This is a genomic window from Agarivorans sp. DSG3-1, assembly GCF_046774965.1.
Classification (GTDB): domain Bacteria; phylum Pseudomonadota; class Gammaproteobacteria; order Enterobacterales; family Celerinatantimonadaceae; genus Agarivorans.
This window is the reverse complement of sequence record NZ_CP177241.1, coordinates 3,256,133-3,276,620: the sequence shown is the minus strand read 5'-3', so window position 1 is coordinate 3,276,620 and position 20,488 is coordinate 3,256,133. Positions and strand designations below refer to the sequence as shown.

The window sequence follows — 20,488 nt, the reverse complement described above, 5'->3', positions numbered from 1 at the left end:
GCGAGTATTACTGAGGCAGCAGTGACTATATGCTTCTCCCAAAAAACTTAAAATACCTTAGTTGAAAGACGCTATGGCACTAAAAAATGCAGCTAATGGTGTTTTAATAATGGGCTTAACAACGTTGTTCCAAGCCTGGAACCTTGCTTTGAGTTTGATACATCAGCTCAATTAAACGCTGATAATTTGAGTGAAGACAGTTTGATGTCTCATTTAGCACAAGCTCTAATTGACCTTGGTTTTTAACCAGAGGTATCTTGGTGTTATTGTAGTACAAAATATCAATCTAAGTAGTTGAAGGTGAGCTTATGAAAGTAAAAACTCTTGCTGTTATGATGCTAGGAGCTTTAAGCACTAGTGTATCCGCTGCCAATACCACGCCAGCAGAGGTGCTAGACCTATCTTGTTGGAAAGTAACGTTGCCAGTGTCTTTAGACAATGGCGATCGCCCTACTGAATTCAGTGAAAAAGAGATCGCTAAAGGCGCGATGCACGCTGATTACTTTTACGTAAATGAAGCAAAAGACGGCGTTGTTTTCCGTTCTCCTGTTCAAGGGATAAAAACCTCTAAAAACACGAAGTATGTTCGCTCAGAGCTTCGAGAAATGATGCGTTGCGGCAACACCAGCCACAAAACTAAAGGCGTTAACGGTAACAACTGGGTATTTGGTCATAACGAGTCAGCAGATTCATTGAAAAATGCAGCGGGTGTGGATGGTAACTTAAAAGCGACTCTGTCTGTTGACCACGTAACCTCTACCGGTGAAATTTGGCAACAAGGCCGCGTTATTATTGGTCAAATTCATGCACCCGATGATGAGCCAGTTAAAATTTACTACCGTAAACTGCCTAACCATGAAACGGGTTCGGTATGGATAAGCCACGAGCCAAATGGTGGCGATGATATTACCTTCCCAATGATTGGCCCAACTAAACCAAATTACTGGAAACAAAAAGATAAAGACATCGCTAAGTCATATGATGACGGTATCGCTTTAGGCGAGAAGTTCTCTTACGAAATTGACATTAATGGCGCTGATATGACAGTAACGATTAGCCGTGAAGGCAAAGCCGATGTGGTGCAAAAAGTAGATATGCAAAATTCTGGCTACGGCTTAAAAGACCAATGGATGTATTTCAAAGCGGGTGTATACAATCAAAACCGCTCTGGTGACCCAGAAGACTACGTTCAAGCAACGTTTTACAGCTTAGACGTCACTCACGGCGCGGCTAAATAAACACAAGCCATTGTAGCTATACAACCAATAAAAAAGCGCGTTGAAGTTAAACGTTCAATGCGCTTTTTTCTATTCAGCCATAATGAGCGCTAGAAACGTTTACCCACACTAAAGCGGAATAAGTCGGCATCATCTTGGTGGCCTTTACGGTCAATCACCCGACTAATACTTACCCCAAAGTAACCATCATCGAAAAATGACCAATGCGGGTAGTAATTAGCACCAAAGCTCACAATGCCTTTCAAATCATAAGCGCTGGTGTGTTCAACCTTGTCTACGACAAAGTAACCACCACCGCCCATTCTGCCTTCAAAGTTGTTACCCAGAGGAATAATTTTCCATAGCTGCGTGGTAAATCCGCTACGGTCTGTTGCGCCGTTGTAGCCACCCTCATCAATGTAACCCAGTGATAAGGCAAGGTTGTTATGGAAGCGCTTGGCCATATCTACGCTATAACCCACCTTGGTTTCAGGCCCGCCATGATTAATTTTTACATTCATCACTGAGGCCCAAACGTCATCAACCCAGCGATAGCGTGCTTCTCTTGGCTGGTAATCTGAGTTATCAATATCCCAACCCACACCAATCAGTAGGGAGTTGCCGTTTGGTCGTGCAGACATAAGATAGCTGTTTAACTGCAAGCGCAAATGCGCGCTTTCGCTAAAGCGCTTTAAGGGATAGATAAAGGCCAATGTACTCATCGCCCCCACCCTTTTTTCGTTTAACTCTAAGCCTGTTTCATCCACTGTTGTATCGAAAGACATATACGGGCCAGCACCAACTTCTAAACGAAAAGCATCTGAAGGCACATACACATAGGTAGCGTGAGCAGAAAACCCATCTCGATGATGGTTATATGGGTGACCTTCATTGGCGTGAATTAAATCGACCCGCCAATTGCGATGAAAATGCTGGCCAAAACGAATATCAAAGGAGCGAAATTGTTGCTTCTCTTGTTCTTCTGTTGCGCCGTCATCTAGATGGGTAACACCACTGCCACCAGTAATAGAGAAGTAACTATCTGCACTGGGCTTAAGCAAGGTTTTTGCGCTAACCGGAGCAATAGTGACTAAAGCACTAAGGCTTAGCAATAAACAACGAACAGTGATGGTTGATTGAATAAGAGATCGAACAGAATAGATAGGCATCGGCTTTAAAGTTTAGTAAATACTTAAATAAATGTATAAAACAGCAGCTTAGCTGCTATTTAGCGTAGAGCTAGCCTAACCTATTAATCAAAGTTTTATCAGCAAAACGACCGAATGAATAGAAAACAGGCGCTTTTAAGCCATGTTCAGTACATTTTGGCGAAGATCGTAGTGACCCGAACCGTTTTATTCTCTATTTTCGCTATTTTTTAAACGATAGTGATAAAACTGAGCAGTGTTATCTGCGCCGCCTTGCGTGGAAAATCCTAGCTTATTTAATAACTTTTGAGAGGGAGTATTATCTTGGCTTACGCCTGCAATAACAGTAGTAAATTCTCGCTCCTGCTCTGCCCAAGTAATAAAATCCTTTAGCAGCTCTAGCGCAAAACCTTGCCGCCAATAATTTTCACCCAGTAAGTACCCTAAATGCGCGCGGTTTTGGTCATCAGGGTAAACAAACATAAAACCAATCACCTGTTGGTCACTCATTTTCGTTACCACAAACAAGCGACTGCCTTGGCGCACCTGTGTTAACCATTGCTCAGCCTTACCTAAGTCGGTTACGTTCTGGAAATAAGGCGGCAACTCACTGGTTACTGCTGGAGTGAGTAACTCCACAGCGCGCAACATAAGCAAAGGTTTGTTTGTTGCAATGTAAGCGGCATCAGCAGCTTCCACATAGAGTCGCTTGGTACTGTAAATACTCAAGTTTGGTATAGGCGCATTGCTCACAACACACTCCTAATAATCTTTACTGCTGTTTTGTACAAGCACTTCATTGAATATTCTCCCCCGACCAACGCCATGCCCGCTACACTAAGTGATAGATTTGTTTAAGCGAATAGTTGCTATCAATGTTAAGGAATAAAGGCGCTAAATGAAATTGTTAAAGGTGATTGTTTCACTACTCATATTGCTAACTTGCAAACAAACATTTGCGCAAAACAACCCATGGGAAGCGGCCACCAGCACCTATAAAGCGCCCGCTGCTGCGATTGGTTCTTATGCAAATGGTTGCTTAGCTGGTGCACAAGCGTTACCGCTTGAGGGCGAAGGTTATCAAGTTATTCGTAGCCAACGCCAGCGCTACTATGGGCATCCCAATTTGGTGAACTTCATCAGTGATTACGCCAAACAACTGAAACAACAAGGTATCAACAATATTTTGGTGGGTGATATGTCTATGCCACGCGGCGGCCAGTTTAATTTTGGCCATAGCAGCCATCAAATAGGCTTAGACGTAGATATTTGGCTCAAACTTGAAAACGATACACTCAGCGCTAAGCAACTGGCTAAACCATATGCGGTAAGCGTAGTAGACAAAAAACAGCTAACCATTAATAAAAGCAACTGGAAGGGTGAGCATAGAACCATGCTTAAAGTTGCCGCTCAAGATGAGCGCGTTGCGCGTATTTTTGTCAGCCCTGTGATTAAAGAGCAGCTCTGTAATCAGCGTACCGAGCAAGACGATTGGCTGCAAAAAATTCGTCCTTGGTGGGGGCATACCTCGCATATGCATGTGCGATTAGTGTGTCCAGCTGGCGATAAACAGTGCAAAAACCAAAAGCCGATTGCCAAAGGTCATGGCTGTGACGAATTAGATTGGTGGAAAACCCAACTCAGTAAGGCCCCTACTCTTAAGCCCGCTAAAAAACCAAAGCCGTTAAAAGTAAAACCGCTACCCTGCGAGCCCTTGGTGCAAAATTTACAAGCAAAGCAATAAAAGAGCTTGGACTAAATAACCAAAAAAGCGAAGCTCTTAATCGATACTTCGCTTCTATTTACGGCCTTAAATGGCTAACTACAAACCCGGTAACATTCCGCCACCAACCGGCATCGCTACCCCCGTTACATAACTCTAGCCACAGCGTTTGCGTGTTCCTCACTGGCACCCGTTGCTTGCCATACGCGCTTTAAAGAAAACGCCATGAAACCCGCATTAACTGATTTGGTTTGAACTTGTGTGTTCATAATCTGTCTCTCTATTAGCTAAAAACAATGTGTATTTGTTTGACGGAAGCCAGTTTACTCAATGGCCCCAAGCCGAAATAGATTAAAAACTACGTATAAACAAATACTTAAAAGTGAACATTTAAAGGTATTTTTAGGTAACAATAAGTAACAGCAGACAACGACTCCCTAAACAGCAACTACGCTATTGTTAGCAAACGCTTTGCTAAGCAAGTTGCTACTTTCTAGGCGCCTATTAATGGCAGAATGAACTCAGCATAATAAGAAACAGGTGATAGACAGTGGCAAACGGCAAAGTTTAGATCTAGCGAATCAGCAGCATCAGATACTAATACGCGGGCAGCTAGAACGAATTATTGAAAGCAGCGTATTTGAGCAAAGTCCAAAATGAAAGAGTTGCTCAGCTTTTTGGTTGAGCAAACCTTGCAGGGTAATGGCGACCGCCTCAAGCAGTTCACCATTGCCATTGAGATCTTTGACCGAGGCGTTGATTTTGATCGCCAATCAGACCCCATTATACGTATTCAAGCGGGTCGAGTGTGTCGCTCTTTAGATACCTACTATTTTACCGAAGGTGTTAACGATGCCCTGTACATCAATATCCCTAAAGGCCGTTATGCTCCAAGCTTTAAACTACGCAGTGAAGAAGACCTTTCCCTAAACCAGCTGCACAAACGCCTGTTACGAATAAGGCAGAGAGCTTCAGCCCTAGCCTAACGGTGTTGCCATTTTTGTCTTTAGCAGCCGATGATCAGCAACAGTTTTTTACCGACGGCTTTGGTGAGGAGCTTGCCACTGACCTGTCTCGTTTCAATAGCTTAAACGTGGTGTCTATGTATGCTATGGACGATACCAACTTCGCCATAAAAACTGCTGCCGGCATTAGCCAACTAGGGAAAAAGCTAAACGTATCTTTTATTACCACCGGCACAATGTGCGCGCTAAACGATAAAATGCGCATCCACGCTCGTTTGTATCGCGCAGACACTAGCCAACAAATTTAGGCTGAAAAATACACCTGTGATATGTCTACTCAAGATTTGTTTGACGCACAGGACCAATTTATAGCCGAGATAGTGGCAGAACTCGCCTCTAGTTTTGGCATTATTCATCGCAAGATTTACCAAAGCTACAACCATAAAAAAGTTGAGCAATTATCCTCTTACGAAGCCACCTTGTGTTACCGACATTATTTAATGACGCTGAACAAAGAGCACTATCAGCCCGCTTTAGCAGAGCGGCAACAAGCCACCCAACAAGAACCCGAAATTGCCCTTGCTTCATTAGACCGTTTATAAGCTTAAGTAAAACCAGTTTCAATCGCAGTTAAGCCCAGCTTTGCTGGGCTTAATGGTATTCATAAGCAGTGTATTTGGTTACACTCGCGAGCTATTTCTTCAACTCACCCTCTATCTATTTATGCGCCTGGATAAGTTTATTTGTAAAAGCACTTCGCTAAGCCTGCTACAAGCGAGGGAAGCGATAGAAAACGGCCAAGTACACGTAAACCAGCAATGTGTTTTGCATGTAAATACACAAGTACATGAAAACAAACATATTAGTTTGGCTGGCAAGCAACTCTTTGCTCGCCCTTCTCGCTATATAATGATTAACAAACCGGCCGGATGTGTATGCTCTAATGTTGATGAAGCTTACCCCTCAGTTTTCACCGCGGTGGACCTCCCCTTAGATGAGCAATTACATATAGCAGGAAGATTAGACGCCGACACTACTGGTTTGGTATTAGCCACCGACGATGGCCGTTGGTCATTTTCTATCACTCGGCCAGAGCAACACTGTCTTAAGGTTTATCGGGTAAACCTAAGTAAACCGCTAACTCCACAAGCCATTCAAGCCTTAGAAACTGGCCTACAACTGCAAGGTGAACCACAACCCACTCGCCCTGCGGTGGTTAAGCTGATTTCGGATAAACAAATCTTACTGAGTATTAGCGAGGGCAAGTTTCATCAGGTGAAACGAATGCTTGCAGCAGTTGGCAACCGCGTGACCGCCTTACACCGACAACAAATTGCTGATATTTGCCTTAACGTTGAGCCTGCCAGTTGGCGAGAGCTAAGCTCAGCAGAGGTAGCCTGCATTAAACAGGTGGAAAGCGAGAAGTAAAGTTTACTCAACGGGCTAGATTTCGAAATTGAAGCTGTTTACCTGAGTTTCACTGTCAGGTGTGTGACTTGATGCGTTCGCTTGGCGGTTTTTTAGCATGCTGTCGTGTAAAGCCTGAATCTGTTGGCTGCCCGTTTTAACAAAAGCAAAGGGCAATACAGCGTGTACTAAACACACAATTGCTGCAAAAAATAGCCGCAAAGAAAAACGCCCTGCAGCCATTAAGTGCTGAAAATAACTCTCGTTAACACTACTGGGATGCTCGTTAAAAATTCGAACTAAATGTGACCACATAATTCAACCTCTATTGAAGTTAATACTTTGTTAAAGAGTAATTCTTAAACCAGGCAAAAAGTTTGCTTATACATAGCTAATACGTGACAAACACAGAAATTGATTTCACTTAAGGCGATATCTTTAGAAAACGACGCCAATAAACCCGATAAACCCCAAATTCCCATAGCTAAGCCTACTTGCGTAGCGCTGCCAGGGTGCTCATAAATAAAAGTAGCGACGAGGATCTGGATAAACACCAACTGAAATAAATGCGCGGTGTACCAGCCTTCTAAACCCCACTTACGTGGTATTTTCATAAATAACTCCTAAGCGACAAAAACAAAAAGGCGACATTACTGTCGTCTCATTCATTACAGACTGGCTTTGCCAAACGCTCAGCAGGAATTGGCGGATGTTTTTTAAAAGTAGCTGTAGTCATTGTTTTAGTCTCCGGTTTAAATCAGCCGCTAAGCCTATAACTTGGCGCTGCTTGTTTTGACGGAGCCATTGTGGATTTTTAGGCAAACAGAAAGAAGTAAGTTACTGGAGTAACCCGGTGACAAGAAGTAACACACTGTGCTCAAGCATTATTACCACCAAGCATCATTCTGTGAATTAGCGTTTCAACACAGAACAAGAGTCCTTAAATAGTAAAAGGACTCACATTGTCTCTAAGGCCAAGCTTATTTAAACCGGTTCACCCTTTAACATATTGTTATTATTAGCATTTAATAAAAATTCATTTTGACATAAAAGACAATTACGCAGATGATGGGCACGAAACATGTTAACGAACCAAATATCGTTGATGAAGCGATGGCTCATTAGTTTATTCAATACTTCTAATCGCTATTTACAGTGCTTAACAGCAAGGACGCTGCTAATGAAAATAACAAAAAGCCTAATCTTCAGCCTGTTCATTATTAACCTCAGCGCTTGCACCGGAAACTTTACCACGGTAAAAGTCAAAGTAGTCGACCAAGACGGGCTAGCAGTTGAAGGTGCTGAAGTATTTGCTGGCGGTCGGTTAGGTATTGATGGCGAAAACATTAAAGATTTAACAGATAAAGAGGGAGTTTTCCAAACTATCGGCCGAAAAAATCTTGCTGTAGTTTTCAGGGTAAATAAAGAAGGCTACTACCAAACTAAACTAAGAACTAATAAGAACCTCCAAAACCTCATTATCGAGCTGCGCAAAAAGAAAAAAACCACCGCAATGTATGCCAAGAAGCTTCTTCTACCGGTACCCAAGAAACGAGAAGCAATCGGCTTCGACTTCGAGCAAGCTGATTGGGTTAGCCCTTATGGCAAAGGGAATATTGCCCATATTTTCTTTTATCTAGATGGTGAGTATACTGATGTACAGAACAACAACAACGAACTGCAAATCTCTTTTGCTAGTGCAGGTGATGGATTAGTTAAATTAAATAGAGCTACAACTAACTCCGAGTATCAGTTCCCCTATCTAGCACCTCAATTAGCTTACACAAATAGCCTCACATTAAAATACCACACATCCTCCAGCAGCCAGAGCTTTACCACCTACGACAATTCTGCTTTAGGCTACATTTTTCGCATTAATACTAAACTAAACAGTGAAGGTGAGGTTATACATGCCAATTATGGAAAAATAGCAGGTGAATTCCTCGGCTCATCTTACACCGGCACCACCAAACGCAAAAATGTAGGTTTTGTAGAATTCACCTACTACTACAACCCTACCCCCAACGACCGCAGCTTAGAGTTTGATTGGCGACAAAACCTTTTTCAAAACCTAGAACACGAAGAGAAAGTTAAAGCGCCTTAGAAGCGTCTAAACATTACTCGCAGAAATAGCGGGTGGATATTCGCTTCGCTGCTTTAGCGTGCAACTCAAAATAGATATCAAGGAATAATCAAGTAATGACTAATAAAAAACCGTTACTTGTTTGGCTAATCGCCGCTTATTTTATTTACCAAGGCGCAATACAGCTGTTTTATGTTGTAACAGGCTTAGATTATGCACCTATCCCCTTATTATTACCCCATATAGGCTTTACTGCTCTTTACTTAGGGGCAGCGTTCACCTTAATACTTAGAATAGGCATTAGCCGCTTGCTTATTTTTGCCATTTTCGGCTACAGCCTTGTGATGGACCTACATAGCATCATTAACATGCGCTCAGCACTTGCACACTTAGGCATACAGCAATGGGCAATGGTATTAATAGAGTTTTTATTCCTTGCTTTTGCTGCCTTTTACACTGTTAAACTAAACAAGCAAGGCTACTACCAGCCTGCTAAACTAACCTAGTCAACGACTTGCTTGTTTTACTCACTAACAAAAGCCAACAACAATTAGTGAGTAAAGCCTTAAACCCCCAAACTGCCTTACTCTTCAGCTTCAACATTTACGTAAATAAATCAATCGTAAACAGCAAAACGCGCGTTCTTAGCATGCGCTGAAAGAAATAATGACAATAGCCTGTCTTATAATCTGTAAGATGTTCTGGTAAGTGTTTATAAACTAAGCTTATTTGATAATTAGCTTAGGTTTAGCATAAAAGAGGAAAAAATGTGAGAAATCTTATTAAATTAGTAACTTATAAGATTGGGTGGCAACCCTACCAGCCACATCCCGGCACTCGAGTCGTCTGCTGCGGTTGCTCCCTTCCGGGCCTGGCCGAGTTCACAGAGTATCAATGCGGGAGGACCAATAGGGCCACCATAGATGAGCTTCCTAAGAAGCGAGGCTATTCTCGCTTAAGCCTTACGGTTTTGCAAACGCTAAAAACGCTTTTTAACCCTGCAAAGCGTTTGTTTGCTCAAGTTTTAATCCTTATTAGTTTAATTGCATCACCATTAGCCATAGCAGAATCTTTTGATCACTCGCAATGGGATGGTTTGCTTAAAGAATATGTTCATTGGCCAGTGGCTAATCAAGAAAGTCGTGTAGACTACGCCAACTTTGATCGACAAGAATTGCAGGCTTATTTAGACAAATTGGCAAGCATTACACAGAGCGAATTTGATGCTTGGTCTGATAACGAGCAACTGGCATTTCTGATCAATGCCTACAACGCTTACACCGTGCAGTACATTCTTAGTGCCTACCCTAACATTACTTCTATTCGCGATTTAGGTAACTTGTTTCAATCCCCTTGGAAGAAAAAACGCTTTATGCTGTTTGGCGAAAAAGTGAGTCTTGACCATATCGAGCACGAGCTTATTCGCCCAGGCTACAATAACCCACATATTCATGCTGCTGTGGTGTGTGCTGCTATTAGCTGCCCTCCTTTGCAAAGTGTTGCTTATACCGGCGATGCTGTTGAACAACAGCTTAAACAGGCTTTTAGAGAATTTTTACAAAGTAACAAAAACCACTATGACAAAGAGAGCAATCGCTTAAAGCTGTCGTCTATTTTTAAGTGGTACAAAGGTGACTTTGGTAAGAGCCTAAATAACTACCTTAGTGACTATGCCGTTGATTTAAGGATGACACCAGAGCAAGTGAAAGCGGCAAAAATTAGCTATTTAGATTACGATTGGTCGCTAAATGATTACCGCTAGCTAGCGCGATTAAGCTAAAACATAGGTATAAAAAAGCCCGCTGTAGCGGGCTTTTTTATTCAACGCTAAAAGCTTAGAACAAGCTTGTAGATAAGTCGTATAGCTCTTCGTTGAATGGACGTTTCATGTTTTCAATACAATCAATGATGTCGTGATGAACCATGGTGTTGTTTTGAATACCGATACAACGGCCACCTTCGCCTTCAAGCAACAGCTCTACGGCATAAGCGCCCATACGGCTAGCCATTACGCGGTCACGACCAGTTGGTGTACCACCACGCTGAATGTGACCAAGAATGGTTGCGCGAGTTTCACGGCCAGTGGCCATCTCGATACCAGCAGCTAATTCGTTCACATTAGTAATGTGTTCGGTAATAGCAACAATGGCGTGCTTTTTACCTTTTTTCTGACCATCTTGAAGGCTTTGTAACAAGCCTTCACGATCAAAACCTTTCTCAGGAATAATCACGTACTCTGCGCCGCCAGCAATACTTGCTTGCATGGCTAAGTCACCACAGTAACGGCCCATGATTTCGATAACAGAAATACGGTTATGGGAAGAAGACGTATCACGAATACGGTCGATAGCGTCAATCACTACATTTAATGCGGTGTCGAAGCCAATCGTGTAATCGGTACCCGCAATATCATTATCGATAGTGCCTGGTAGACCAATACATGGGAAGCCCATTTCAGTTAGCTTTTTAGCGCCCATGTAAGAACCGTCGCCGCCCACTACTACTAGCGCTTCGATGCCATGTTTCTTCATGTTTTCTACGGCAACTTCACGCACTGCAAGTTCTTTAAACTCAGGAAAACGTGCTGAGCCCAAGAACGTACCACCCCGATTGATAACATCAGACACACTATAACGGTCTAACTTTTTAATGTTATCGTCATGTAGCCCCATGTAACCGTCGTATACGCCGTATACTTCAATACCTTTAGATAAAGCACTACGCACAACTGCGCGCACTGCTGCATTCATACCAGGAGCGTCGCCGCCACTCGTTAAAACACCAATTTTCTTAACCATCATTCCCTCACCAAGCTGAACTGACCAAAACTTACGTAATAATTCAACGATTCCCCCCACTACCCTGTTAATGCTTATTGGTTTTATTTGCTTAACGAGAACAATCGGGGGCAATAAATATTTTCTGTTAACAGCGTCGAAGCCTGCGTTGCCGCGTTTTCATCGAACTGTTTTTAAGTGCGCGCATTGTGCCACGCCATGGGTAAAATTTTTATGACCCTAATCAGATAACACCCACATTTTGAAACAAATTTTCACCCTTGTCCAAGTTTAATCACGAGGCATGCATCGGATTATAGATGGATTTAAGCTTTCTGCTAAATTTGCACATTTAAGCAGCAGGGTCTGTTTAAAACGCAAGTTAAGACTTCACTTTTCATTCACATAAATGTAACATACCGTCTGCAAACTTGTGCCGACCATGAGGTCAATAAGTTTGATCATGTATTTAAAGGGAATCCCATGAAGTCTGATCTTCAATATGCCATCGAACGAAATGTTGCGACCAACCGCAGAGCTGTAGAAAACTACAATTTATTGCGTCAACAAGAGCAAAACCTAGACGCTGAAGAACAGCACTTAGTATTGAACAGCGAGTACTTAAGCAACAATTAGTTGTTACCGTTTACTCAACAAAAAAGGGGCTAAAGCCCCTTTTTTAGTGTTTACTATTTAGCGTCTGGAACAGGTTCAATAGAATGTAAACCTGGTGATAAATGAATCACCCCCTCAGCTTGATTATCTAAAGACAAAATATTGGTTTTGCTGATTCTATGACGATAAATTTCGCGTAGATATTTAATCGCATTTTCAACATTTTTAAAGTCTAAACGGATATCATTAATAGAAACAAACTTGTCTGGCTCGCCAATTAACTCACGGTACTTCTTCTCGTACATTGGTTTAATGGCGTACCAGTTTGTATCTAAAATCTTGGCTGGGTTTTCAAAATCCCACAAAAACTTTTGCAGCTCTTCAGGATCAAACTCATCTTGAGTAATAAAGCGCAAAATAGCTTGGTCGATATCGTCGTTATAGCGGTACTCTTCTTTGGCAAAACAGCGCTTAATGTAAGCCACGACTAAGGTTAAGAAGTCGTCACTTAAACAAGGGCTTTTGGCCACTAAGGTGGTTAACGATAAATTTGCTGACGCGCCAATGACCAACGCGTAACGTTTAAGCGTGGTATTTGGGAACAGTTTGTTGATATGAACCTTGAGTTTATTCAAGTCCATAAACGACAACTTGTAATCTTTAGGCAGCGAAATAATCGAAATTACCGATGAACAATGCTTAAAGAAGTGTAAATCGTTTAACTGTTCAGCATCATATTTGCTTTCTTGATACTTCTTCAAAGACTGCTTATAGCGCTGAGACTCGATAGGTAGAATACTAATACCTTCAATCGCTTGGGTATCGCGGTTAAAGTGCGGCAAATCAATAGAGCGGAAGAATAGCTCGTCAATGTCCACATCATCATTCACCGACTTATTCACAACACTTTCGGCATAAGCAACCGCTACTGGGCCAGCCATGCTCATAAACAAATCGTTGGCGTCTAAACGCACTGTTTCAGAGATATCGATACCCGCGCGGCGGAAGTAGTTCTCGTCGTAATCGGTAGTAACGGCTTGAGCCGTTAGGATATTGAATATTTGCTGAGAAATGTACTGGTTAGCGTATTTCTCCATGGTGTTTACATCAATATCTTTGCCGTTTTCGCTCTCCTCTTGCTCTACATAACGCATGATGTCGTTAGAGATCAGCATCATTGAGTTCCAAGGGCGAATACGCTTCATTACATCTTCTGGTGCGTCATTGCTTTCGCGCTCAACGTTGTAGGAGAAATCCCACTCCTCAGAAAGATATTTACATAGCAAACGCCCGGCGTTGATGTGCAGTGCTTCAGACACTTCAATACTGCTGCCAGAAATATTTGGCAGGATACAAATACCCGACGTAAAGATAGGCTCGAAAACAAATGAGTCGCGTTTATCTGGCTGATTAGACGGCGATACTTGGTAATCGAAGGTTTTGCTGAGGTAGGAAAACTGTTGCGCTAAACCAAACTCTGATGCCATACCAGAGCCAGTACCACCACCCGCGCTGAAAATATAAAAATACAAGCGCGATTGGTTAGCTTTAATGCCGCAAGAGTCAACCAAGTAAGAATGAATATGTCGCCAGTCTTCATTTCTAAAACTGCCGGTTTCTTTATTAAGAATAATTTTGGCTAAGTACTGGCCTAAGATAGGTGCGTTACCCGCACCGCCGGCATGTACTTCAGACAAATCCATTAGCTGGAGTTTTTTGTATTCTTCTAAGAATTTTTGACGCCCAGCTTGCGAGGAGTACTTGATACGACCCGCGATGTCTTTATCTAAGTCCCCCACCAACACCACAGGCTCGATTAAAAATACTGGGTTGTCACCGTTACCGTTATCCAGTGGCAAATGATTTTTAATCCAACGCATTGGCTTAAATTCACGCTCTTGTGCGATTTGATCTTGGTATTCAATTTCGTTGAGGTAATGTGTGCGGGAGTTGTAAACCAAGGTGGCTACATCGAGTGCTATATTCGAACCACATCGGCCAAGGCCAATTAAACAAACCGATGGAAAACTTTGCTCTAACAGATCTTTTTCTTCAGATAAGTTAGGGAAAATGTTTTGTCTCACCTTATCAAGATTACCTAGAATTTTATCTAGGCTAGGTTCGGTGTAATACAAGTGTTCTATAGGAGGTGAATCCTTCATAGTTCATCCTTGTTGTTAGTCTAGTTTTAATTTTATTTTTTATACCTCCATCCTTGTTCATTCCCCTCACAAAATCAAGTAATTCAGGCTTCTCGCGCTGTTTATTGTGATTGTAGTTAGTTGAGTTTACCAAAATGTTAAGAGCCAATTGTTCTAGCTAAAACAATAGTCATAAAAAAGGCGCCCTACGGCGCCTTAATATTAAACGTAAAAAGCTTACCAGCCCGTTACTTCGCGTAATGCTTTACCAATATCAGCAAGACTACGTACTGTTTTAACACCAGCGTCTTCCAAAGCAGCAAATTTATCTGCTGCGGTACCTTTACCGCCTGCGATAATAGCGCCAGCATGGCCCATGCGCTTACCAGGAGGAGCAGTAACACCTGCAATGTAAGAGACTACCGGCTTAGTGACATTAGCTTTAATGTAAGCTGCAGCTTCTTCTTCAGCACTACCGCCAATTTCACCAATCATTACAATGGCTTCTGTTTGCGGATCATTTTGGAACATCTCCAAAATATCAATGAAGTTTGAACCAGGAATTGGGTCACCACCAATACCAACACAACTAGACTGACCAAAACCTTCGTCGGTAGTTTGCTTAACCGCTTCATAAGTTAAAGTACCTGAACGCGATACAATACCTACTTTACCGGCTTTGTGAATGTGACCAGGCATAATACCAATCTTACATTCATCAGGAGTAATTACGCCTGGGCAGTTAGGACCAATCATACGCGCGCCAGCTTCATCTAGCTTCACTTTTACGTCTAGCATATCCAATGTTGGAATACCTTCAGTAATGGTGATGATGATTTTAATGCCTGCAGAGATTGCTTCTAAAATAGCGTCTTTACAGAAAGGAGCAGGAACGTAAATCACTGTTGCGTCTGCGCCAGTGGCTTCTACTGCTTCTCTTACCGTGTTAAATACAGGAAGACCTAAGTGAGTTTGACCGCCTTTACCAGGTGATACTCCACCTACCATTTGCGTTCCGTACTCAATCGCTTGCTCTGAGTGGAAGGTACCTTGTCCGCCAGTGAAACCTTGGCAAATCACTTTGGTATTTTTATCGATTAAAATGCTCATTATTTGGCCTCCGCAGCTTTAACTACTTGCTCTGCAGCATCTGTTAAGCTGGTAGCTGCAATAATGTTAAGGCCAGACTCAGCCAAACGTTGGGTGCCTAATTCAGCATTGTTACCTTCTAGGCGAACAACTACTGGTACGCTTACGCCAACTTCTTCAACTGCGCCGATAATACCGTCTGCAATTAAGTCACAACGAACGATTCCGCCGAAGATGTTTACTAATACCGCTTTTACTTTGTCGTCTGACAGAATAATTTTAAATGCTTCGGTTACACGTTCTTTAGTTGCGCCGCCGCCAACATCTAAAAAGTTAGCCGGAGAACCTCCGTGCAATTGCACGATATCCATGGTTCCCATTGCTAAACCAGCACCGTTTACCATACAACCAATGCTGCCATCTAGGGCTACATAGTTTAGTTCCCATTGAGCGGCATGTGCTTCGCGCTCATCTTCTTGCGAAGGATCATGCATTTCACGTAGCTTAGGCTGACGGTACATGGCATTTGAGTCGATGGTGATTTTACCATCTAAACACACTAAATCGCCGCTACCGGTAACTACTAGAGGGTTAATTTCTAGTAAGGCTAAATCATGGTCAGTGAACATTTCAGCCAAACCAACAAAGATTTTGGTGAATTGACGGATTTGAGTGCCTTCTAGGCCTAATTTAAACGCAAGCTCACGCGCTTGGTATGGCTGTGGACCCACTAATGGATCAATTTCCATTTGATGAATCAGCTCAGGCGTTTCTTCGGCGACCTTTTCGATCTCCACTCCGCCTTCAATTGAAGCCATAAATACAACGCGACGAGAAGCACGGTCTACTACCGCACCTAAATAAAGCTCGTTAGCTATATCTGATGCTTCTTCAACCAAGATTTTTGATACTGGTTGGCCGTTAGCATCCGTTTGGTAAGTGACTAAGTTCTTACCTAACCATTGCTGAGCAAAGGCTTTAATTTCTTCTTTATCAGAGGTGACTTTTACGCCACCGGCTTTACCACGTCCACCTGCGTGAACTTGAGTTTTAACTACCCAGGTAGAGCCAGGGATTTTACCCGCAGCTTCAGCTGCTTCTTGTGGGGTATCACAGGCGTAACCTTCTGGCACTGGCAAGCCATAGTCGGCAAATAATTGCTTGGCCTGATATTCATGCAAATTCATGATGTTCTATCCATAGTGTTAGGGGATACATTAGAGGTGCTGAACACCTTTCCGAATAAGGGCCTGAAACTCAGGCCCAATACAAAGTTTTATTACACGTCGAGCAATAAGCGTGTTGGATCTTCGAGTAACTCTTTAATGGTTACTAAGAAACCAACAGACTCTTTTCCATCTACCAAGCGATGGTCGTAAGACAATGCTAAGTACATCATTGGTAGTATCTCCACTTGGCCGTTTACAGCCATTGGACGATCTTGAATTTTATGCATGCCTAAAATGGCACTTTGCGGCGGGTTAATAATTGGCGTAGACATTAGCGAGCCAAATACACCACCATTAGTAATCGTAAAGTTACCGCCGGTTAATTCATCTACGGTTAACTTACCGTCACGGCCTTTAATCGCTAAGGCACGAATGCCTTTTTCGATGTCGGCAACACTTAGCAAATCACAGTCGCGTAATACTGGCGTAACCAAGCCTCGCGGAGTTGATACGGCAATGCTTACGTCGAAGTAATTGTGATAAACAATTTCGTCACCATCAATAGAAGCGTTCACTTCAGGGAAACGTTTTAACGCTTCTACTACCGCTTTTACGTAGAACGACATAAAACCAAGGCGAATGTCGTGACGCTTTTCGAACACTTCTTGATATTGTTTACGCAATGTCATGATTGGCTTCATGTTTACTTCATTAAAAGTCGTTAACATCGCCGTGGTGTTTTTCGCTTCAAGCAAACGCTCAGCTACGCGCTTACGTAAACGAGTCATTGCTACACGCTTTTCGCTACGTGAAGATAATGGTGCTTGTGGAGCAGCTTCTGCTTTAGGTGCAGCGCTAGCAGCTGGCTTAGCAATATGCGCTTCAACATCTTCTTTAGTCACTCGGCCATTAGGGCCTGTGCCTTTAATTGCAGAAGCATCAATGCCCTTCTCTGCCACTAGGCGGCGTACAGAAGGTGATAACTCATCAGCACTGTCGGCTTTTTCGTTATCAGCGTCAGACGCTTTGGCGCTTACTTCTTCACCGGCAACTGCGCCAGCTTTCATCCGGCCGATAAGCTGCTGACCAAGAACGGTAGCGCCTTCAGCTTCAATAATCTCTTCCAGAACACCGGCTTCCATTGCTGGCACTTCTAGAACAACTTTATCGGTTTCAATATCTACAATGACTTCATCACGCTCAACCGCATCACCCGGCTGTTTATGCCATGTTGCAATCGATGCATCAGCTACTGATTCGGGTAGGTCTGGCACTTTAATTTCAATGCTCATTAAGGCTTCCTTTATTCTTTTTTATTCAACTGTCAACGCATCAGTAACGAGGGCGCGTTGTTGTTTTAAGTGAAGAGACATATACCCAACCGCAGGTGATGCTGATGCTGGTCGGCCAGCATAACGTAAATCTGCTCCGGCAGGGATTACCGATTTAAAGTGATGCTGGCTACTATACCAAGCACCCTGATTTAGTGGTTCTTCCTGACACCAAACAAATCTTTCTACGTGTTTGTATTGCTCAAAAATCTGTTGCACGTCTTGGTCTGGGAACGGGTACAACTGCTCTACGCGAATAATCGCTACGTCAGTTTGCTCGTTCTTACGGCGCTGCTCTAGCAAGTCGTAATACACTTTACCCGAACACATCACCACTTGGCGCACTTGCTCTGGATCTAAATCATCAATTTCTGGTATCGCATTTTGAAACTGACCATCGGCCAACTCTTCTAAACTAGATACCGCCAAAGGATGGCGTAACAACGACTTAGGCGACATAACCACCAGTGGACGACGCATTGGACGCACCTGTTGACGACGCAACATATGGTAAACCTGAGCTGGCGTAGATGGCACACACACTTGCATGTTGTGCTCAGCACATAGCTGAAGGTAGCGTTCTAAACGCGCTGATGAGTGCTCTGGGCCTTGACCTTCGTAACCATGAGGAAGCAACATAACCAAGCCACACATACGGCCCCATTTTTGCTCGCCTGAGGATAAGAATTGATCAATAACCACTTGAGCGCCGTTAGCAAAGTCACCAAACTGCGCTTCCCAAATCACTAAGGTAGAAGGCTCTGCAGTGGTGTAACCATATTCAAACGCTAACACAGCTTCTTCTGACAATACTGAGTCAAATAGGGCTAAATGGCCTTGGTCTTCAGCTAAGTTCTTAAGCGGTACATAGGTAGAGGCATCAGTTTGATTGTGTAATACAGCATGACGGTGGAAGAATGTTCCACGACCAGAATCCTGACCAGTGATACGAATATTTTGCTTTTCATCAAGCAAGCTCGCATACGCCAAGTTCTCTGCAAAGCCCCAATCAACCGGTTTTTCTCCACGAGTCATTAACATACGATCGTCGTTAATTTTCTTAACTCGTGGGTGAAGCTTGTGCTCTTCCGGCAGTTTGGTTAAACGCTCACCTAAATCTTTAACGGCTTCGATTGGCAATGAAGAACTGTACTCCATATCCCACTCGTGACCAAGGTACGGACGCCAATCAACACTGTGTTCGGTCATCGGTCGCCATTCGTCGACAACACAATCACCGTTATCCAGTTGGTCACGGTAACCATTAACTAGCGCAGTGACTTCGGCACTATCTAACTGGCCACGTTCTACCAATACGTCGGCGTAAAACTTACGCGGCGTTGGGTGTTTTTTGATTTTTTGGTACATCAAAGGCTGTGTAGCATTTGGCTCATCGGCTTCGTTATGCCCATGGCGGCGATAACATACCAAATCAATCACGACATCACGCTTAAAGGTATTGCGGTAATCTAGGGCCATGCGGCTAACGAAAGCGACAGCCTCTGGGTCATCGCCATTAACGTGGAAAATCGGCGCCTGAACCATTTTCGCAATATCGGTACAATATTGTGTTGAGCGAGTATCGCGAGGATTAGAGGTAGTAAAACCAACCTGGTTGTTTACTACAATGCGCACCGTACCGCCCACTTTAAAGCCACGCGCTTGTGACATATTAAAAGTTTCTTGGACTACGCCCTGCCCGGCAATCGCCGAATCACCATGAATAGTAATAGGCAGACAATTCTCACCTGCACGTCGATCTTGCCTGGCACGTACCGAGCCCATGACTACTGGATTAACAATCTCTAAGTGAGACGGGTTAAACGCTAATGACATGTGCACATTACCACCCGGAGTGGCAAAGTCTGAACTAAAACCTTGGTGATATTTTACATCACCAGTGCCCCAAGTATCGTCGTGTTTACCGGCAAACTCATCAAACAATTCTGATGGATTTTTACCTAACACATTCACCAATACGTTTAGGCGTCCGCGGTGAGCCATGCCCACTACAACTTCTTTAGTACCTTGGATACCGGCAGAGCGAACAATCTCTTTTAGCATAACCAGTAAGCTGTCACCGCCTTCTAGCGAGAAACGCTTAGCACCAGGGAACTTAGCCCCTAGGTATTTTTCTAAACCCTCTGCTGCGGTTAAGCTTTTAAGAAAACGAACCCGATCTTCTTGAGTAAACTCACCTTGGCCTTCTACAGACTCTAAACGGCTTTGAATCCAGCGTTTTTCGTCGGTATCGGTGATGTGCATATACTCAGCACCGATTGACCCACAGTAGGTTTTAAGCAAAGATTTGTGCAAATCTTTAAGCGCCATGGTGTCTTTACCAATGGCGTAAGAACCTACATTAAAGGTTTCTTCAAAGTCTGCGCTATCTAAAGCATGAAACTCAGGAGTGAGGTCGGCTACACGTTCTTGCTGCCATAAACCTAAAGGATCCAGTTGCGCATGCTGATGACCACGGAAGCGGTAAGCATTAATTAACTGCAGCACTTTAACTTGTTTGGCACCATGTTGAGGATCTTCAACCGGAGAACTAAAACGAGAGGTATCTTTCGCTAAACGGCGAAAGTAATCACGAATTGGAGCGTGCGGGGTATCTTCAGATGTACCTTCTACAGCAGGGAGTTCAGTGAATACTTCCTGCCATTCTTCAGATACAGATGAAGGATCTTCTAAAAACGCCTCATAGAGGTCTTCCACATAGGTCGAATTGGCACCAGCTAAATGCGAGGACTCTAGCCAGGCTTTCATTACGCCATTTTGCATTTAAACGCTATCCCTTTATTTTCTACGTCACTGTATGAC

The 20,488-nt window shown here is 43.3% G+C and carries 21 protein-coding genes and 1 other RNA gene; 10 read left to right on the top strand and 12 right to left on the bottom strand.

All coding sequences use genetic code 11. The features are described from left to right. Window positions 1–308 precede the first annotated feature (308 nt). Window positions 309–1,238 (top strand): polysaccharide lyase family 7 protein, encoded by a 930-nt coding sequence (locus tag ACLD71_RS15210; protein ID WP_411991225.1) that lies wholly within the window; start codon window positions 309–311, stop codon window positions 1,236–1,238. Between the two features lie 89 nt (window positions 1,239–1,327). On the opposite strand, the gene ACLD71_RS15205 is transcribed toward ACLD71_RS15210, so the two are convergent. Both ACLD71_RS15205 and ACLD71_RS15200 read right to left on the bottom strand, forming a co-directional pair. Then, window positions 1,328–2,386 (bottom strand): hypothetical protein, encoded by a 1,059-nt coding sequence (locus tag ACLD71_RS15205; protein WP_235836187.1) that lies wholly within the window; start codon window positions 2,384–2,386, stop codon window positions 1,328–1,330. Window positions 2,387–2,572: 186 nt separating this feature from the next. Beyond that, complete coding sequence (locus ACLD71_RS15200) at window positions 2,573–3,118, bottom strand: GNAT family N-acetyltransferase (RefSeq protein WP_411991224.1); 546 nt, start codon at window positions 3,116–3,118, stop codon at window positions 2,573–2,575. A gap of 145 nt (window positions 3,119–3,263) precedes the next feature. On the opposite strand from ACLD71_RS15200, the gene mepA reads away from it, so the two are divergent. Then, the gene (mepA, locus tag ACLD71_RS15195) at window positions 3,264–4,109 is read left to right on the top strand and encodes a penicillin-insensitive murein endopeptidase (RefSeq protein ID WP_137672985.1); all 846 of its coding nucleotides are present in this window, start codon (window positions 3,264–3,266) and stop codon (window positions 4,107–4,109) included. A gap of 125 nt (window positions 4,110–4,234) precedes the next feature. On the opposite strand, the gene ACLD71_RS15190 is transcribed toward mepA, so the two are convergent. Further along, the gene (locus ACLD71_RS15190) at window positions 4,235–4,357 is read right to left on the bottom strand and encodes a hypothetical protein (RefSeq protein ID WP_411991223.1); all 123 of its coding nucleotides are present in this window, start codon (window positions 4,355–4,357) and stop codon (window positions 4,235–4,237) included. 387 nt (window positions 4,358–4,744) lie between these two features. On the opposite strand from ACLD71_RS15190, the gene ACLD71_RS15185 reads away from it, so the two are divergent. From ACLD71_RS15185 to ACLD71_RS15170, 4 genes are read left to right on the top strand one after another with little or no spacing between them, the layout of a single operon-like run. Beyond that, the gene (locus ACLD71_RS15185) at window positions 4,745–5,074 is read left to right on the top strand and encodes a hypothetical protein (protein ID WP_411991222.1); all 330 of its coding nucleotides are present in this window, start codon (window positions 4,745–4,747) and stop codon (window positions 5,072–5,074) included. A gap of 14 nt (window positions 5,075–5,088) precedes the next feature. Then, window positions 5,089–5,361, top strand: a complete 273-nt coding sequence (locus tag ACLD71_RS15180; RefSeq protein ID WP_411991221.1) for a hypothetical protein — start codon at window positions 5,089–5,091, stop codon at window positions 5,359–5,361. A 21-nt stretch (window positions 5,362–5,382) separates the two neighbouring features. After that, window positions 5,383–5,655: a hypothetical protein gene (locus ACLD71_RS15175; RefSeq protein ID WP_411991220.1), complete on the top strand. Its 273-nt coding sequence runs from the start codon at window positions 5,383–5,385 to the stop codon at window positions 5,653–5,655. Between the two features lie 52 nt (window positions 5,656–5,707). Beyond that, entirely contained in the window at window positions 5,708–6,481 is a 774-nt protein-coding gene (locus ACLD71_RS15170; RefSeq protein WP_411991219.1) for a pseudouridine synthase, read from the top strand. Window positions 6,482–6,496: 15 nt separating this feature from the next. Here the strand turns inward: ACLD71_RS15170 and ACLD71_RS15165 are convergent, their stop codons facing one another. Both ACLD71_RS15165 and ACLD71_RS15160 read right to left on the bottom strand, forming a co-directional pair. Continuing rightward, window positions 6,497–6,775 (bottom strand): DUF6356 family protein, encoded by a 279-nt coding sequence (locus ACLD71_RS15165; protein WP_411991218.1) that lies wholly within the window; start codon window positions 6,773–6,775, stop codon window positions 6,497–6,499. A gap of 44 nt (window positions 6,776–6,819) precedes the next feature. Next, the gene (locus ACLD71_RS15160; RefSeq protein ID WP_137672991.1) at window positions 6,820–7,074 is read right to left on the bottom strand and encodes a hypothetical protein; all 255 of its coding nucleotides are present in this window, start codon (window positions 7,072–7,074) and stop codon (window positions 6,820–6,822) included. A 566-nt stretch (window positions 7,075–7,640) separates the two neighbouring features. Here ACLD71_RS15160 and ACLD71_RS15155 point away from each other — a divergent pair. Next, the gene (locus tag ACLD71_RS15155; protein ID WP_411991217.1) at window positions 7,641–8,564 is read left to right on the top strand and encodes a hypothetical protein; all 924 of its coding nucleotides are present in this window, start codon (window positions 7,641–7,643) and stop codon (window positions 8,562–8,564) included. 95 nt (window positions 8,565–8,659) lie between these two features. Continuing rightward, a complete protein-coding gene (locus ACLD71_RS15150) occupies window positions 8,660–9,049 on the top strand; it encodes a hypothetical protein (protein ID WP_411991216.1) in 390 nt (129 codons plus the stop codon). 308 nt (window positions 9,050–9,357) lie between these two features. Here the strand turns inward: ACLD71_RS15150 and ffs are convergent. Then, window positions 9,358–9,454, bottom strand: an RNA gene (gene ffs / locus ACLD71_RS15145) — signal recognition particle sRNA small type. Window positions 9,455–9,513: 59 nt separating this feature from the next. Here ffs and ACLD71_RS15140 point away from each other — a divergent pair. Next, window positions 9,514–10,305, top strand: a complete 792-nt coding sequence (locus ACLD71_RS15140; protein ID WP_411991215.1) for a DUF547 domain-containing protein — start codon at window positions 9,514–9,516, stop codon at window positions 10,303–10,305. 73 nt (window positions 10,306–10,378) lie between these two features. Here the strand turns inward: ACLD71_RS15140 and pfkA are convergent, their stop codons facing one another. Further along, window positions 10,379–11,341 carry a 6-phosphofructokinase gene (gene pfkA, locus ACLD71_RS15135; protein ID WP_137673120.1) on the bottom strand — a complete coding sequence of 321 codons (963 nt, stop codon included), beginning with the start codon at window positions 11,339–11,341 and terminating at the stop codon, window positions 10,379–10,381. A 462-nt stretch (window positions 11,342–11,803) separates the two neighbouring features. Between pfkA and ACLD71_RS15130 the strand changes: the two genes are divergently transcribed. Then, window positions 11,804–11,956, top strand: a complete 153-nt coding sequence (locus tag ACLD71_RS15130; protein WP_411991214.1) for a hypothetical protein — start codon at window positions 11,804–11,806, stop codon at window positions 11,954–11,956. Window positions 11,957–12,009: 53 nt separating this feature from the next. On the opposite strand, the gene ACLD71_RS15125 is transcribed toward ACLD71_RS15130, so the two are convergent. The 5 genes from ACLD71_RS15125 to sucA form a co-directional block, all read right to left on the bottom strand. Beyond that, entirely contained in the window at window positions 12,010–14,097 is a 2,088-nt protein-coding gene (locus ACLD71_RS15125) for a hypothetical protein (RefSeq protein WP_411991213.1), read from the bottom strand. A 216-nt stretch (window positions 14,098–14,313) separates the two neighbouring features. Beyond that, window positions 14,314–15,186, bottom strand: a complete 873-nt coding sequence (gene sucD / locus ACLD71_RS15120; protein WP_137673001.1) for a succinate--CoA ligase subunit alpha — start codon at window positions 15,184–15,186, stop codon at window positions 14,314–14,316. Next, complete coding sequence (gene sucC, locus ACLD71_RS15115; RefSeq protein WP_303508495.1) at window positions 15,186–16,352, bottom strand: ADP-forming succinate--CoA ligase subunit beta; 1,167 nt, start codon at window positions 16,350–16,352, stop codon at window positions 15,186–15,188. The genes sucD and sucC overlap by 1 nt, the downstream gene beginning before the upstream one ends. A 92-nt stretch (window positions 16,353–16,444) precedes the next feature. Continuing rightward, a complete protein-coding gene (gene odhB / locus ACLD71_RS15110; RefSeq protein WP_411991212.1) occupies window positions 16,445–17,626 on the bottom strand; it encodes a 2-oxoglutarate dehydrogenase complex dihydrolipoyllysine-residue succinyltransferase in 1,182 nt (393 codons plus the stop codon). A gap of 21 nt (window positions 17,627–17,647) precedes the next feature. Beyond that, on the bottom strand, window positions 17,648–20,449 hold the full coding sequence (gene sucA / locus ACLD71_RS15105; protein WP_411991211.1) for a 2-oxoglutarate dehydrogenase E1 component: 2,802 nt from the start codon (window positions 20,447–20,449) through the stop codon (window positions 17,648–17,650). Window positions 20,450–20,488 lie beyond the last annotated feature (39 nt).

Excerpts from the sequence above, each read along its gene's own strand:
- ACLD71_RS15210 (WP_411991225.1), top strand. The coding sequence starts at position 309 with ATGAAAGTAAAAACTCTTGCTGTTATGATGCTAGGAGCTTTAAGCACT.
- ACLD71_RS15155 (WP_411991217.1), top strand. The coding sequence starts at position 7,641 with ATGAAAATAACAAAAAGCCTAATCTTCAGCCTGTTCATTATTAACCTC.
- mepA (WP_137672985.1), top strand. The coding sequence starts at position 3,264 with ATGAAATTGTTAAAGGTGATTGTTTCACTACTCATATTGCTAACTTGC.
- ACLD71_RS15160 (WP_137672991.1), bottom strand. The coding sequence starts at position 7,074 with ATGAAAATACCACGTAAGTGGGGTTTAGAAGGCTGGTACACCGCGCAT.
- ACLD71_RS15170 (WP_411991219.1), top strand. The coding sequence starts at position 5,708 with ATGGTATTCATAAGCAGTGTATTTGGTTACACTCGCGAGCTATTTCTT.
- ACLD71_RS15205 (WP_235836187.1), bottom strand. The coding sequence starts at position 2,386 with ATGCCTATCTATTCTGTTCGATCTCTTATTCAATCAACCATCACTGTT.
- sucC (WP_303508495.1), bottom strand. The coding sequence starts at position 16,352 with ATGAATTTGCATGAATATCAGGCCAAGCAATTATTTGCCGACTATGGC.
- sucA (WP_411991211.1), bottom strand. The coding sequence starts at position 20,449 with ATGCAAAATGGCGTAATGAAAGCCTGGCTAGAGTCCTCGCATTTAGCT.
- ACLD71_RS15130 (WP_411991214.1), top strand. The coding sequence starts at position 11,804 with ATGAAGTCTGATCTTCAATATGCCATCGAACGAAATGTTGCGACCAAC.
- ACLD71_RS15175 (WP_411991220.1), top strand. The coding sequence starts at position 5,383 with ATGTCTACTCAAGATTTGTTTGACGCACAGGACCAATTTATAGCCGAG.
- ACLD71_RS15190 (WP_411991223.1), bottom strand. The coding sequence starts at position 4,357 with ATGAACACACAAGTTCAAACCAAATCAGTTAATGCGGGTTTCATGGCG.
- sucD (WP_137673001.1), bottom strand. The coding sequence starts at position 15,186 with ATGAGCATTTTAATCGATAAAAATACCAAAGTGATTTGCCAAGGTTTC.
- odhB (WP_411991212.1), bottom strand. The coding sequence starts at position 17,626 with ATGAGCATTGAAATTAAAGTGCCAGACCTACCCGAATCAGTAGCTGAT.
- ACLD71_RS15150 (WP_411991216.1), top strand. The coding sequence starts at position 8,660 with ATGACTAATAAAAAACCGTTACTTGTTTGGCTAATCGCCGCTTATTTT.
- pfkA (WP_137673120.1), bottom strand. The coding sequence starts at position 11,341 with ATGGTTAAGAAAATTGGTGTTTTAACGAGTGGCGGCGACGCTCCTGGT.
- ACLD71_RS15165 (WP_411991218.1), bottom strand. The coding sequence starts at position 6,775 with ATGTGGTCACATTTAGTTCGAATTTTTAACGAGCATCCCAGTAGTGTT.
- ACLD71_RS15185 (WP_411991222.1), top strand. The coding sequence starts at position 4,745 with ATGAAAGAGTTGCTCAGCTTTTTGGTTGAGCAAACCTTGCAGGGTAAT.
- ACLD71_RS15125 (WP_411991213.1), bottom strand. The coding sequence starts at position 14,097 with ATGAAGGATTCACCTCCTATAGAACACTTGTATTACACCGAACCTAGC.